12 protein-coding genes are annotated in these 13289 nt (G+C 68.9%); 6 read left to right on the forward strand and 6 right to left on the reverse strand.

Annotated elements, in window-relative coordinates:
* From gyrB to dnaA, 6 genes are all read right to left on the reverse strand, one after another.
* On the reverse strand, window positions 1-2061 hold the full coding sequence (gene gyrB, locus ACFYXE_RS17520) for a DNA topoisomerase (ATP-hydrolyzing) subunit B (RefSeq protein ID WP_361173185.1): 2061 nt from the start codon (window positions 2059-2061) through the stop codon (window positions 1-3).
* Window positions 2062-2336: 275 nt separating this feature from the next.
* Window positions 2337-2924 (reverse strand): DUF721 domain-containing protein, encoded by a 588-nt coding sequence (locus ACFYXE_RS17525; RefSeq protein ID WP_389313272.1) that lies wholly within the window; start codon window positions 2922-2924, stop codon window positions 2337-2339.
* Window positions 2921-4042, reverse strand: a complete 1122-nt coding sequence (gene recF / locus ACFYXE_RS17530; protein WP_361173182.1) for a DNA replication/repair protein RecF — start codon at window positions 4040-4042, stop codon at window positions 2921-2923. Before recF ends, ACFYXE_RS17525 begins: the two co-directional genes overlap by 4 nt.
* Before the next feature lie 81 nt (window positions 4043-4123).
* Window positions 4124-5008, reverse strand: a complete 885-nt coding sequence (gene gnd / locus ACFYXE_RS17535) for a phosphogluconate dehydrogenase (NAD(+)-dependent, decarboxylating) (RefSeq protein ID WP_389313275.1) — start codon at window positions 5006-5008, stop codon at window positions 4124-4126.
* A gap of 89 nt (window positions 5009-5097) precedes the next feature.
* Entirely contained in the window at window positions 5098-6228 is a 1131-nt protein-coding gene (gene dnaN / locus ACFYXE_RS17540) for a DNA polymerase III subunit beta (protein WP_361173176.1), read from the reverse strand.
* A gap of 910 nt (window positions 6229-7138) precedes the next feature.
* The gene (gene dnaA / locus ACFYXE_RS17545) at window positions 7139-9073 is read right to left on the reverse strand and encodes a chromosomal replication initiator protein DnaA (protein ID WP_389313277.1); all 1935 of its coding nucleotides are present in this window, start codon (window positions 9071-9073) and stop codon (window positions 7139-7141) included.
* A 367-nt stretch (window positions 9074-9440) separates the two neighbouring features.
* On the opposite strand from dnaA, the gene rpmH reads away from it, so the two are divergent.
* From rpmH to rsmG, 6 genes are all read left to right on the forward strand, one after another.
* Window positions 9441-9578: a 50S ribosomal protein L34 gene (gene rpmH / locus ACFYXE_RS17550; RefSeq protein ID WP_006381191.1), complete on the forward strand. Its 138-nt coding sequence runs from the start codon at window positions 9441-9443 to the stop codon at window positions 9576-9578.
* Window positions 9579-9599: 21 nt separating this feature from the next.
* Window positions 9600-9971, forward strand: coding sequence for a ribonuclease P protein component (rnpA, locus tag ACFYXE_RS17555; protein ID WP_361173170.1), 372 nt, complete (start codon window positions 9600-9602; stop codon window positions 9969-9971).
* Complete coding sequence (yidD, locus tag ACFYXE_RS17560) at window positions 9968-10324, forward strand: membrane protein insertion efficiency factor YidD (protein WP_389313280.1); 357 nt, start codon at window positions 9968-9970, stop codon at window positions 10322-10324. The genes rnpA and yidD overlap by 4 nt, the downstream gene beginning before the upstream one ends.
* A 3-nt stretch (window positions 10325-10327) precedes the next feature.
* Window positions 10328-11647, forward strand: coding sequence for a membrane protein insertase YidC (gene yidC / locus ACFYXE_RS17565; protein ID WP_361173164.1), 1320 nt, complete (start codon window positions 10328-10330; stop codon window positions 11645-11647).
* 14 nt (window positions 11648-11661) lie between these two features.
* Complete coding sequence (locus ACFYXE_RS17570) at window positions 11662-12177, forward strand: R3H domain-containing nucleic acid-binding protein (protein WP_361173161.1); 516 nt, start codon at window positions 11662-11664, stop codon at window positions 12175-12177.
* Window positions 12178-12277: 100 nt separating this feature from the next.
* The gene (gene rsmG / locus ACFYXE_RS17575; RefSeq protein ID WP_361173158.1) at window positions 12278-12994 is read left to right on the forward strand and encodes a 16S rRNA (guanine(527)-N(7))-methyltransferase RsmG; all 717 of its coding nucleotides are present in this window, start codon (window positions 12278-12280) and stop codon (window positions 12992-12994) included.
* Window positions 12995-13289 lie beyond the last annotated feature (295 nt).

Consider the following 13289-nt stretch of genomic DNA (forward strand, 5'->3'; position numbering starts at 1 on the left):
TCAGATGTCGAGGAAGCGGACGTCCTTGGCATTGCGCTGGATGAACGAGCGCCGTGCCTCGACGTCCTCTCCCATCAGCACCGAGAAGAGGTCGTCGGCCTGTGCCGCGTCGTCCAGGGTGACCTGGCCGAGCACGCGGTGTTCCTGGTCCATCGTCGTGATGCGCAGCTCCTCGGCGTTCATCTCGCCGAGGCCCTTGAAGCGCTGGACCGAGTCGTCCTTGATGCGCTTGCCGGCCTGGCGGCCGAGCTCCACCAGGGCGTCGCGCTCACGGTCCGAGTACGCGTACTGGAAGTCGTCCCGCGTCCACTTGATCTTGTAGAGCGGCGGGCGGGACAGGTAGATGTGCCCGGCCTCGACCAGCGGCCGCATGAAGCGGAACAGGAACGTCAGGAGCAGCGTGTTGATGTGCTGGCCGTCGACGTCGGCGTCCGCCATCAGGATGATCTTGTGATAGCGGAGCTTCTCGATGTCGAAGTCCTCGTGCACACCGGTGCCGAAGGCGGAGATGAGCGCCTGGACTTCCTGGTTGTGCAGGATCTTGTCGACGCGGGCCTTCTCGACGTTCAGGATCTTGCCTCGGATGGGCAGGATCGCCTGGTACATCGGGTTGCGGCCGGACTTCGCCGAACCACCGGCGGAGTCACCCTCGACGATGAAGATCTCGCACTTCGTCGGGTCGTTCGACTGGCAGTCGGAGAGCTTGCCCGGCAGGGACGCCGTCTCCAGGAGGCCCTTGCGCCGGGTGAGGTCGCGCGCCTTGCGGGCGGCGACCCGCGCGGTGGCGGCCTGGATGCCCTTGCGGATGATGTCCGCGGCCTCGTTGGGGTTGCGGTCGAACCAGTCCGTGAGGTGCTCGTGCACGACCTTCTGGACGAAGGTCTTCGCCTCGGTGTTGCCCAGCTTGGTCTTGGTCTGGCCCTCGAACTGGGGTTCGCCGAGCTTGACCGAGATGATCGCGGTCAGACCCTCGCGGATGTCCTCACCCGTGAGGTTGTCGTCCTTCTCGCGGAGCAGCTTCTTGTCGCGCGCGTAGCGGTTGACCAGGCCCGTCAGCGCGGCCCTGAAGCCCTCTTCGTGGGTGCCGCCCTCGTGGGTGTGGATCGTGTTCGCGAAGGAGTACACGCCTTCGCTGTACTGCGAGTTCCACTGCATCGCGATCTCGGCGGAGAGGAGGCGCTCCTTGTCCTCGGCCTCGACGTCGATGACGGTGGGGTGGATGACCTCGCCCTTGCGGGAGTTGAGGTACTTCACGAAGTCGACGATGCCGCCTTCGTAGTGGTACGTCACCGTGCGGACCTCGTCGTCGGCCGCCTCGGGGGTGTCCGCCCCCGCGACCGCCTTCGCCGACTCGCGCTCGTCGGTGAGCTTGATCGTCAGGCCCTTGTTGAGGAACGCCATCTCCTGGAAACGCCGAGCCAGCGTCTCGAAGGAGTACTCCGTGGTCTCGAAGACGTCCGGGTCGGCCCAGAAGGTGACCGTGGTGCCCGAGTCCTCGACCTTCTCGTGCTTGGCGAGCGGAGCCGTCGGCACACCCAGCTTGTAGTCCTGGGTCCAGCGGTAGCCGTCGCGCCGGATGTCCACCGCGAGCTTCGTGGAGAGCGCGTTCACCACGGAGACGCCGACGCCGTGCAGACCACCGGAGACGGCGTACCCGCCGCCGCCGAACTTGCCGCCCGCGTGGAGCACGGTGAGCACGACCTCGACGGCCGGCTTCTTCTCCACAGGGTGCATGTCGACCGGGATGCCACGGCCGTTGTCGATCACGCGCACGCCGCCGTCGGCGAGGATCGTGACGTCGATGGTGTCCGCGTGCCCGGCGAGGGCCTCGTCGACGGAGTTGTCGACGACCTCCTGCACCAAGTGATGCAGGCCACGCTCACCGGTCGAGCCGATGTACATGCCGGGTCGCTTGCGAACCGCGTCCAGGCCCTCGAGCACGGTGATGGCGCTGGCGTCGTACGAGGCGCTGGCCTCGCCGTTCTCGCCGGCGTCGGTGGACGGGATGTTCTCGTTGGGGTTGCCGGAATCGGCCACGAAGCGCCCTTTCTGGCACAGCACAAGCCAAGCTCCCGGCGGTGGCCGGAGCGGCTGCGGCGTGTTTGTTCGGTAAGCCCTAGTCAGCGTTGCTCGGTGCGTCCCACAAGTGGGGCGGGATTAGCTTCCAGTCTACCGGTAGCGCCGACAGTGATGGGGGTTTGCCGGTACCTGAGTCCTCATGTGCCGCCCTGAACCGGCCTCGGCCGACTCCCCATATGCGGCCCAGGGCTCCAGAACGCTCACAGCGGCACTCAGCGCTTCGAGGCGTCAACCGCCAGCTACCGTCGGCGGCGGCCTCAGCCGTAGGTGTCCCCGGGGCCCGTGCTGCCGGGTGCGCGCAGGGGGCCGAAGCGGCGCGCGGGGCCACCGGGGCCGAGCACCTTGATGAGGCGGACGGTGCCGTGGCCCAGGTCCTCGTTGAGGCGCGCGACCAGCTGCGGAGCCATCAGACGCAGCTGGGTGGCCCAGGCCGTGGAGTCGCACTGCACGGTCAGGACGCGGTCGTCCTCGTCGTACTTCTGCGGGACGCAGTGATTGGCCAGGTCGTCACCGACGATCTGCGGCCAGCGGCCCATCACGCCGCCCACCGCGGCCGGCGTCTCCCAGCCGCGCTCGGTGATCAGCCGGTTGATCGCGGAGCCGAGCGGCAGCGGGTCGCGTCCGTCGGCGCGGGCGCCGGAGCGCAGTCCGCCGCGGCGGGCCTGCTTCTTCTGCTGCGCGGCGTCCCCACGCGCGCGTGCCTGTTCCTTGGCGGCGCGCAGCGCGACCCGGGCGAGGTCGACGCCGGAGGGCTCGGGCGTCTTCGGGGCATCCGCGGATCCCGGGCCGCCCGCTCCCGGGCCGCCCGCCCCGGTGCCCTTGTCGGCGGGCTCCCCGGAGCTCATACGCGGTCCACCGCGCCGTCCGACACCGCATAGCGGGTGCCGGCGAGCACGCCCGGGACGTCGTCGTCCACCGCGGCGGTGACGAGGACCTGCTCGCCGGGGGCCACCAGCTCGGCGAGCCGCTCCCTGCGGCGCGCGTCCAGCTCCGCGAAGACGTCGTCCAGGACGAGCACGGGTTCATTGCCCTCGGCCCTGAGCAGGTCGTACGAGGCCAGGCGCAGCGCCAGCGCATACGACCAGGACTCGCCGTGGCTCGCGTACCCCTTGGCGGGGAGTCGGCCGAGCTTGAGGACCAGGTCGTCGCGGTGCGGGCCGATCAGGGTGACGCCCCGCTCGATCTCCTGCTTGCGGGCCTCTTCGAGGGCGGCGATCAGCTGCTCGTAGAGCGCCTCGCGGGTGAGGCCGTCGCCGGGTGCCGAGGGCTTGTACTCCAGGGCCACAGGGCCGCCGCCGGGCGCCAGCTGTTCGTACGCCTTGTCGGCCAGCGGCTGCAGCACCGTGATCAGGTCGAGCCGCTGGGCGAGCAGCTCGGCGCCCGCGCGCGCGAGGTGCTGGTCCCAGACGTCGAGCGTGGACAGGTCCATGGAGCGCCCGCCGTGCCGGCGGGCGAGGGCGGCGGACTTCAGGAGGGTGTTGCGCTGCTTGAGGACCCGGTCGTAGTCGGACCGGACGCCGGCCATCCGCGGGGAGCGCGCGGTGATCATCTCGTCGAGGAAGCGGCGCCGCTCGCCGGGGTCGCCCTTGATCAGCGCGAGGTCCTCGGGCGCGAACAGCACGGTGCGCACGATGCCCAGCACGTCACGGGGCCTGACCTGCGAGGACCTGTTGATGCGGGCGCGGTTCGCCTTGCCGGGGTTGAGTTCGAGCTCGATCAGCTGCTGGCGCTCGCCCTGGCGGACCTGGGCCCTGATCACGGCGCGCTCGGCGCCCATGCGTACGAGGGGGGCGTCCGAGGAGACCCGGTGGCTGCCGAGCGTGGCGAGATAGCCGACGGCCTCCACGAGGTTGGTCTTGCCCTGCCCGTTCGGCCCCACGAACGCGGTGACGCCCGGATCGAGAGGGACCTCGACCCGGGCGTACGAACGGAAGTCGGCCAGGGAAAGGTGCGTGACGTGCATGGTGTGCGCCGACCTCCCCCGACCTACTTCACTTGCTGAGAGGCCTGTGCACGACGACGGTGGTCGCGCACAGGCTGTGGATCAGTTCTCGCTCTTGGACTCGACCGCGTGGCCGCCGAACTGGTTGCGCAGCGCGGCGATCATCTTCATCTGCGGGGAGTCGTCCTGGCGCGAGGCGAACCGGGCGAAGAGCGAGGCCGTGATCGCGGGCAGCGGCACGGCGTTGTCGATGGCGGCCTCGACCGTCCACCGGCCCTCTCCGGAGTCCTGCGCGAAGCCGCGCAGCTTCTCCAGGTGCTCGTCGTCGTCGAGCGCGTTGACCGCGAGGTCGAGCAGCCAGGAACGGATGACCGTGCCCTCCTGCCAGGAGCGGAAGACCTCGCGCACGTCCGTGACCGAGTCGACCTTCTCCAGGAGCTCCCAGCCCTCGGCGTAGGCCTGCATCATGGCGTACTCGATGCCGTTGTGAACCATCTTCGAGAAGTGGCCGGCACCGACCTTGCCCGCGTGCACCGAGCCGAAGTCGCCCTCGGGCTTCAGGGCATCGAAGACGGGCTGGACCTTCGCGATGTTCTCGGCGTCGCCGCCGTACATCAGCGCGTAGCCGTTCTTGAGGCCCCAGACGCCGCCCGAGACGCCGCAGTCGACGAAGCCGATGCCCTTGGCCGCCAGCTCCTCCGCGTGCTTCTCGTCGTCCGTCCAGCGGGAGTTGCCGCCGTCCACGACGACGTCGCCGGGCTGCAGCAGCTCCGACAGCTCGTCGACGGTGGACTGGGTCGCGGCCCCGGCCGGGACCATCACCCACACCACGCGCGGACCCTTGAGCTTGCCGACCAGCTCTTCGAGGCTGGCGACATCCGCTACGTCCGGGTTGCGGTCGTATCCGATGACGGTGTGACCTGCGCGGCGGATGCGCTCGCGCATGTTGCCGCCCATCTTGCCGAGGCCGACGAGACCGAGCTCCATCAGAGGTTCCTTCACTAGCGAGGTGGCGTTACGGCACTTTCGTACCTGCGTCCGAGCCTACGCCCGGACGCACGCTCACACCTGTGGGCTCAGCCGCTCAGACGTACGGGCATGATCAGGTACTTGTAGGCCTCGTCCGCCTCGGCGTCCAGGGCCGGGCGGCCGCTCAGGAGAGCGGGCTTCGTCGACGTCGTGAACGACAGCTGGGCGACCGGGGAGTCGATCGCGCTCAGGCCGTCGAGCAGGAACGTCGGGTTGAAGGCGATCGAGACGTCGTCGCCGTCGAGCTGGGCGTCGACCCTTTCCACAGCCTGTGCGTCGTCGCTGGAGCCGGCCTCCAGGATCAGCACGCCCTGCTCGAAGCTGAGCCGCACCGGGGTGTTCCGCTCGGCGACCAGGGCCACGCGCTTGACGGCCTCGACGAACGGCGCGGTCTCGATGACCGCGATCGAGTTGAACTCCGTCGGGAAGAGCGTCTTGTACTTCGGCAGGTCGCCCTCGAGCAGCCGCGTGGTCGTACGCCGTCCCGCGCCCTCGAAGCCGATCAGGCCCTCACCGGCACCGGAGCCGGACAGCGCCAGGGTGACCGTGTCGCCGCTCGTGAGCGCCTTGGCGGTGTCCAGGAGCGTCTTGGCGGGCACCAGGGCCACCGCGGACGCCTCGGGGTTCTCCGGCTTCCACAGGAACTCGCGGACCGCGAAGCGGTAGCGGTCGGTGGAGGCCAGGGTGACCGTGTCGCCCTCGATCTCGATGCGCACACCGGTCAGCACCGGCAGCGTGTCGTCGCGGCCCGCGGCGATCGCCACCTGCGCGGCGGCGGAGGCGAAGACCTCGCCGGGGACGGTGCCCGTGGCGGTCGGCATCTGCGGCAGCGCGGGGTACTCCTCCACAGGAAGCGTGTGGAGTGTGAAGCGCGAGGAGCCGCAGACCACCGTCGCCCGTACACCGTCTGTGGAGATCTCCACCGGGCGGTTGGGGAGCGCGCGGCAGATGTCCGCGAGCAGTCGGCCGGACACGAGGACCGTGCCCTCCTCGTCGACCTCCGCGTCCACCGAGACGCGTGCCGAGACCTCGTAGTCGAAGCTCGACAGGCTCAGTGCGCCTTCCTCTGCCTTCAGCAGCAGGCCCGCAAGCACGGGCGCAGGCGGCCGGGCCGGGAGGCTGCGCGCCGCCCAGGCCACCGCCTCCGCGAGTACGTCGCGTTCAACCCGGATCTTCACCGTAAGCCGCCCTCCTGCTGTTGCTGGCTGCTCTCGCCCGCTGGACCTGTGGCCCTCGTCGTCTGACTCGGTGTCTCTCAGCCATGCCGTGGGAAGGACACCGGGGAACAGTCTGACGCACCGCACTGACAGTCGGTGCCCGTCGGGGTCAAGTCGTGGCGAGCGGTGGCGGAGCTCCGGAGCGCGAGTTGTGCACAGCCCCCCCTTCCAAACGATTTCCCCGGTCTCTCTAGTTGTCAGTAGTAGTAGGGGCTGTGGAAACCGTGGATAACCGCGAAAGCGCAGGTCAGCACCGGTTTTTTATCCACTGCGCCTGTGGGCGGCACCCGTGGACAACCGGTGGTTTCTGTGGACGGGCGAAAGTTCTGCACACCCGATGCACAGGGAGGGGCGACTTCTCCCCAGCGCTGTCCCCAGCTTTACCCCGCTTCCCCACAGGCCAACCGACCACCTTGGTGTGACGCCTTTCACTCGACACGGTGAGAGGGCGCGTTGCGTTGCCGAACAGTGGACAGCCGTGTGGAGAAGCTGGGAAAAGCTGGGGACAACGAGCGCGAGCCTGTGGGCCGCCGGTGGACAACTTCATGCACAGCCTGTGGACAAGATTTTCCTCCACAGCCTGTGGAGAGTCTTCGTCCACGAATCCACAACCTGTTGACCTGGCCTGATGATCTCTCAGCAGGGTCCCCTGTGGACAGCTTCTGGACAACTTCCCGGTCCCCAGGGTGTGGAAGGCAAAAAGTGCCTGAATCTGTGGAGAACAGCCGCCTGAGCAGGGGAAATCGAACAGCGCACCCCGGTCGTGCGACGTCTCTGTGCGGGTGCGACGACCGGATGCGGGCCGCGGAACGCGAAAAAGGCGCCCCAGGAGGTGTCCTGGAGCGCCCTCGGTGCAGCGTGGAGGCGGCTGTCAGCCGTTCTTGATGCGGTTGGTGAGCTCGGTGACCTGGTTGTAGATGGAGCGGCGCTCCGCCATCAGGGCGCGGATCTTGCGGTCCGCGTGCATGACGGTCGTGTGGTCGCGGCCGCCGAACTGCGCGCCGATCTTCGGCAGGGAGAGGTCGGTCAGCTCCCGGCACAGGTACATCGCGATCTGGCGCGCCGTCACCAGGACGCGGCTGCGCGAGGATCCGCACAGGTCGTCCACCGTCAGACCGAAGTAGTCGGCGGTCGCGGCCATGATGGCCGTCGCCGTGATCTCCGGGGCCGCGTCCTCGCCGCCGGGGATCAGGTCCTTGAGGACGATCTCCGTGAGCCCCAGGTCGACGGGCTGACGGTTCAGCGAGGCGAACGCGGTGACCCGGATCAGCGCGCCCTCCAGCTCACGGATGTTCCGCGAGATGCGCGACGCGATGAACTCCAGGACCTCCGGCGGGGCGTTGAGCTGCTCCTGTACCGCCTTCTTGCGGAGGATCGCGATACGCGTCTCCAGCTCCGGCGGCTGGACGTCGGTGATCAGACCCCACTCGAAGCGGTTGCGGAGCCGGTCCTCCAGGGTGACCAGCTGCTTGGGCGGCCGGTCGCTGGAGAGCACGATCTGCTTGTTCGCGTTGTGGAGCGTGTTGAAGGTGTGGAAGAACTCCTCCTGCGTCGACTCCTTGTCCGCGAGGAACTGGATGTCGTCGACGAGCAGGATGTCCATCTCGCGGTAGCGCTTGCGGAAGCTGTCGCCCTTGCCGTCGCGGATGGAGTTGATGAACTCGTTGGTGAACTCCTCCGAGCTCACGTAGCGCACGCGCGTGCCGGGATAGAGGCTGCGGGCGTAGTGCCCGATCGCGTGCAGCAGGTGGGTCTTGCCGAGCCCGGACTCCCCGTAGATGAAGAGGGGGTTGTACGCCTTCGCGGGTGCCTCGGCGACGGCGACAGCGGCCGCGTGGGCGAACCGGTTGGACGCGCCGATGACGAAGGTGTCGAAGAGGTACTTCGGGTTGAGCCGTGCGGTGGGCTCGCCGGGACCCGTCGCGGGCGCCGGCTGCGCGGCCAGCGGGCCGGGGGCACCGCTCGACGAGGTGGGGCCGACCGGACCGCCCCGGTGCACGCCGTGGCCACCGTGCCCGCCGCCCCGCGGGCCGCCGGGCGGCTCGGCCATGTCGTGCCGCTCACGCCGGTCCTGCGGCTCGGCACGCCGCTCGTAGGGCGAGCGGTCCTGCGGCGGCTGCGAGCGGTAGTCGTGCTGCGGCTGCTGCACCGGGTTCGCGTACGGGTCGCGCTCGGGGAAGCCGAGGCGCGGCTGCTGCCAGCCGTAGTCGTCCTGGGGCTGGTGCTGGGGCCAGGCGCCGGGGCTCGGGCGCTGGTAGTCCGGGTAGGCGGGCCGGGCGGTCGGCAGCTGGTCGGGCCGCCCGCCGCCCTGGTGCTCGTCGGTGCGGCGGCCGTAGCCGTCGTACGCGTCGCGGGTGTCGCGGCCCTGGCCGGAGTCGGACGGAAGCTCGTGCTCTTCGTAGCGCTGCTGGTGGGACGGCTGCTGATGCGAGGGCTGCTGGTGGGACTGCTGATGCGACTGCTGCGGGTGGCTCTGCTGCAGGGGCGCCTGCTGCTGCATCGGCGGTGCCGGCGGGCCCATCGGCTCGCCGACGGAGTCGTCGACGGTGATGGCGATCCGGATCGGGCGGCCGCACTCGCGGCTCAGGGTCTCGCTCACGACGGGTGCGAGACGGCCTTCCAGTACGCCCTTGGCGAATTCGTTCGGAACGGCGAGCAGCGCGGTGTCGGCGACGAGCGCCAGGGGCTGGCAGCTCCGCAGCCACCGCTCGTCCTTCGCCTCGACGCCCTGCCCGCGGCCCTCACCCAGCAGATGTTCCAGAACTCGTGGCCACACTGCGGCAAGATCGGCAGGTACGTCAGCCACAGGGCACGCTCTCTCACGGGGTCCCACGAACGTGTGGTTCCTGGGACGGAAATCGGTATGGGGAGAAGGAAGGGAACGAATCGGAGTTCCGTCACGGTAGTCAGGGCGACGGGTACGGTTCAAGTTGTTGTCCACAGGCTGTGCACAGTGTCTCCCCCCAGCGGCCGGTTTGACCGGATGGCGTAGCCCCGCGTACCGTAACCAGGTCGAGTTGTCGATGGCTGCTGCCGCCTGCCTCCGATGGGCAAAGATCACGATCTGTGATTGTGAAGCGGTGCACTCGGTGCGTATTCGCGAGCTTCTCGTGGGCGCACGGTGACAGCCAGGCGATGTCCCGCCACCAACGAATCATTTCTGGAGCCCCCGAGTGAGCAAGCGCACCTTCCAGCCGAACAACCGTCGACGCGCCAAGACCCACGGCTTCCGCCTGCGGATGCGCACCCGTGCCGGCCGCGCGATTCTCGCGAACCGTCGTGGCAAGGGTCGCGCCAGCCTGTCCGCCTGATCCCAGTCAGGTCATGACGTCGTGCTGCCTACCGAGCATCGGCTGAGGCGGCGCGAGGACTTCGCGACCGCGGTACGCCGAGGACGCCGGGCCGGACGCCCGCTTCTCGTCGTCCATCTACGTAGCGGTGCAACGGACCCGCACGTGCCAGGGGAGAGCTCTCCCCCGACACGTGCGGGTTTCGTCGTGAGCAAGGCCGTGGGCGGCGCGGTCATACGCAACAAGGTGAAGCGCAGACTGCGTCACCTCATGCGCGACCGGTTGGCCCTGGTGCCCCCCGGTAGCCTGGTAGTAGTACGAGCGCTGCCCGGATCGGGCGACGCCGACCCTGCACAACTGGCCCGAGACCTGGACACCGCCCTGGAGCGGTTGCTGGGAGGGGGCGCGCGATGAAGTACCCGCTGCTGGCTCTGATCAAGCTGTACCAGTGGACGATCAGTCCACTGCTGGGCCCAGTGTGCAAGTACTACCCGTCGTGTTCTCGCTACGGCTACCTGGCCATCGACCGGCACGGTGCGATCAAGGGAACGGCGCTCACTGCCTGGCGCATCCTGCGGTGCAATCCGTGGTCGCTCGGTGGTGTCGACCATGTTCCGCCGCGCAAGCGCCCGCAGTGGCACGAGATGCTGCGCGCCGCCTGGCGCGAACGCAAGGGCGGGCCCTCCGCCGCAGGCGCGCCGACCGGGGAGCTTCCTCCGGGAACGGCCGCCGAGACCGAGACCCCGTCCCATGCTCAAGGAGCCTGATTAGTGGACACGATTGCCAGTCTCTTCAGCTTTATCACGACACCAGTTTCGTGGGTCATCGTCCAGTTCCACTCGGTGTACGGGAAGATCTTCGGTCCCGACACGGGCTGGGCCTGGGGCCTGTCCATCGTGTCCCTGGTGATCCTCATCCGGATCTGCCTGATCCCGCTCTTCGTGAAGCAGATCAAGGCCACTCGGGCGATGCAGACGCTGCAGCCCGAGATGAAGAAGATCCAGGAGCGCTACAAGAGCGACAAGCAGCGTCAGTCCGAAGAGATGATGAAGCTGTACAAGGAGTCGGGCACCAACCCGCTCTCCTCGTGCCTTCCCATCCTGGCGCAGTCGCCGTTCTTCTTCGCGCTGTACCACGTGCTCAACGGCATCGCGACCGGCAAGACGATCGGTGTCATCGACGACCAGCTCCTGGAGAGCGCGCGTAAGGCGCACATCGTCGGTGCCCCGCTGGCCGCGAAGTTCACCGACGGCGCCGACAAGGTCGCCTCCCTCGGCGCCACCCTGACGGACGTCCGGGTCGTCACCGCGGTCATGATCATCCTGATGTCGGCCTCGCAGTTCTTCACGCAGCGCCAGCTGATGACGAAGAACGTCGACACCACGGTCAAGACGCCCTTCATGCAGCAGCAGAAGATGCTGATGTACGTCTTCCCGGTCATGTTCGCCGTCTTCGGCATCAACTTCCCCGTCGGTGTCCTCGTCTACTGGCTGACCACCAACGTGTGGACCATGGGCCAGCAGATGTTCGTGATCCGCCGCAACCCGACCCCCGGCTCCAAGGCCCAGGCCGCTTTCCTGGAGCGCCTGCAGAAGCAGCTCACGCACACCAAGAAGGTGCGGGGCCGCGGCAACACCAACGTCATCAAGGCGATCGTCGCCAAGGGCCGGGACCGCAACGAGTTCGAGCGGAAGTTCATCAACGGTCTGACCAAGGCGGGCCTCGCGGCCCAGGCCGACGGCACCGTGGCGGAGAGCGACACCACGGTCCTCACCGAGACCGAGGACGGCACGACCGCGGGCGGCGCTCCCAAGCGCCAGCAGCCCAAGCGCCAGAGCAAGGCCAAGCGCCAGTCCGCCACGGCACAGGGCGCCGCCGGTGCCACCAGGGCGGACGACGTCGCCGAGGAGAAGACCTCGCTGGAGAAGAGCGAGGCCGAGCCCGAGGACGCCTCCCCCAAGACCAAGCAGACCGGCGCCAGCGCCAAGCAGCAGGGCAACCAGCCCGGCACCGGTCAGCGCAGCCGAGCCAAGTCGGGACAGCAGCGCAAGGGCCAGCAGCGGCCCAAGCACCCGTCCTCCAAGAAGTAGAAGGAGCCCATCCCGTGACGGAAGGCACCACCACCTCCGCCGCAGCCGAGGCCGGCGACACCCTCACCCGCCTCGAGCAGGAGGGCGAGATCGCGGCGGACTACCTCGAGGGTCTGCTGGACATCGCCGACCTGGACGGCGACATCGACATGGACGTCGAGGCCGACCGGGCCGCTGTCTCGATCATCAGCGAGGGCAGCAGCCGCGACCTGCAGAAGCTGGTCGGCCGCGACGGCGAGGTCCTGGAGGCACTCCAGGAGCTCACGCGCCTGGCCGTGCACCGTGAGACCGGTGACCGCAGCCGCCTGATGCTGGACATCGACGGCTACCGCGCCAAGAAGCGCGAGGAGCTCTCCGAGCTGGGCGCCAAGGCCGCGGCCGAGGTGAAGAGCTCCGGCGAGCCGGCCAAGCTCGACCCGATGACGCCGTTCGAGCGCAAGGTCGTGCACGACGCGGTCAAGGCCGCCGGCCTGCGCAGCGAGTCCGAGGGCGAGGAGCCGCAGCGCTTCGTCGTCGTGCTCCCCGCCTGATCGGCACAGCGTTCCCCGGCCCCGTCTGTTCGCAGGCGGGGCCGATCTTTGTCAGCCTGATAGACAGCCACCCCCAGTGCGGTACGGAAGGACGGTCCCCGTGACGGAGGCAGCGGAGCTCCCCCCGGCGCCGGAAGAGGCCCGGACGGTATTCGGTGAGCGCTTCTCGGATGCGGTCCGGTACGCGGAACTCCTGGCCGACGCGGGAGTCCAGCGCGGTCTGATCGGCCCCCGCGAAGTGCCACGCCTGTGGGAACGGCACCTGCTGAACTGCGCCGTGCTGTCCGAGGTGGTGCCCGAGGGCGTCACCGTGTGCGACGTCGGCTCCGGTGCCGGACTCCCCGGCATCCCGCTCGCCCTGGTCCGTCCCGACCTGAAGATCACCCTTCTGGAGCCGCTGCTGCGGCGCACCACCTTCCTGACCGAGGTCGTCGAGCTCCTCGGGCTCGACCACGTGACGGTCGTCCGGGGCCGCGCCGAGGAGGTCCTCGGCAAGCTGCCCCCGGTCCACGTGGTGACCGCACGGGCCGTCGCACCGCTGGACCGGCTCGCGGCCTGGGGCGTCCCGCTGCTGCGCCCGTACGGCGAGATGCTGCTCCTCAAGGGAGACACCGCCGAGGAAGAGGTGAAGGCAGCGGGCGCCGCCCTCAGCAAGCTCGGCGCGGTGGACACCTCGGTCCTCCAGGTCGGCGAGGGCGTGGTGGACCCGCTCTCCACGGTCGTACGGGTCGAGGTCGGCGAGAGCCCCGGCGGCGTGCGCTTCGCGGCGAAGCGGGCCAAGGCCGCTCGCACGGGCCGGGCCCGCCGTCGCCGCTGACGCACGTCCGCCGGTACGCCTGAGGTGCCGGCCCGGCAGCCATCACTGATACGTCCTGGCGGCGAGCCGTACTCCACAAAAGCAGTCAAACGTACCCATACCGGGGTGTCGCACCAGCGGCACCCCGGCTGCCGTGCATCGTGTTTCACGTGAAACGTCGCTCACTGCTGCATGGCATCATCAGTCGCGGCCGCGCTGCTGAACCTCGCGACCGCCGCCCCCTCGGTTCCCTCGATAAGGGAACGGAGTTGTCCACAGAGGTGGATTCGTCCACAGAAGACCGGGCCTCGCTGGT

This window comes from Streptomyces sp. NPDC002564 (assembly GCF_042889645.1).
In the GTDB taxonomy this organism is placed as follows: domain Bacteria; phylum Actinomycetota; class Actinomycetes; order Streptomycetales; family Streptomycetaceae; genus Streptomyces.

Coding starts and splice junctions, on each gene's coding strand:
- ACFYXE_RS17525 (WP_389313272.1), bottom strand. CDS start 2,924: ATGAGCTCCGGGGAGCCCGCCGACAAGGGCACCGGGGCGGGCGGCCCG.
- recF (WP_361173182.1), bottom strand. CDS start 4,042: ATGCACGTCACGCACCTTTCCCTGGCCGACTTCCGTTCGTACGCCCGG.
- yidD (WP_389313280.1), top strand. CDS start 9,968: ATGAAGTACCCGCTGCTGGCTCTGATCAAGCTGTACCAGTGGACGATC.
- gnd (WP_389313275.1), bottom strand. CDS start 5,008: ATGGAGCTCGGTCTCGTCGGCCTCGGCAAGATGGGCGGCAACATGCGC.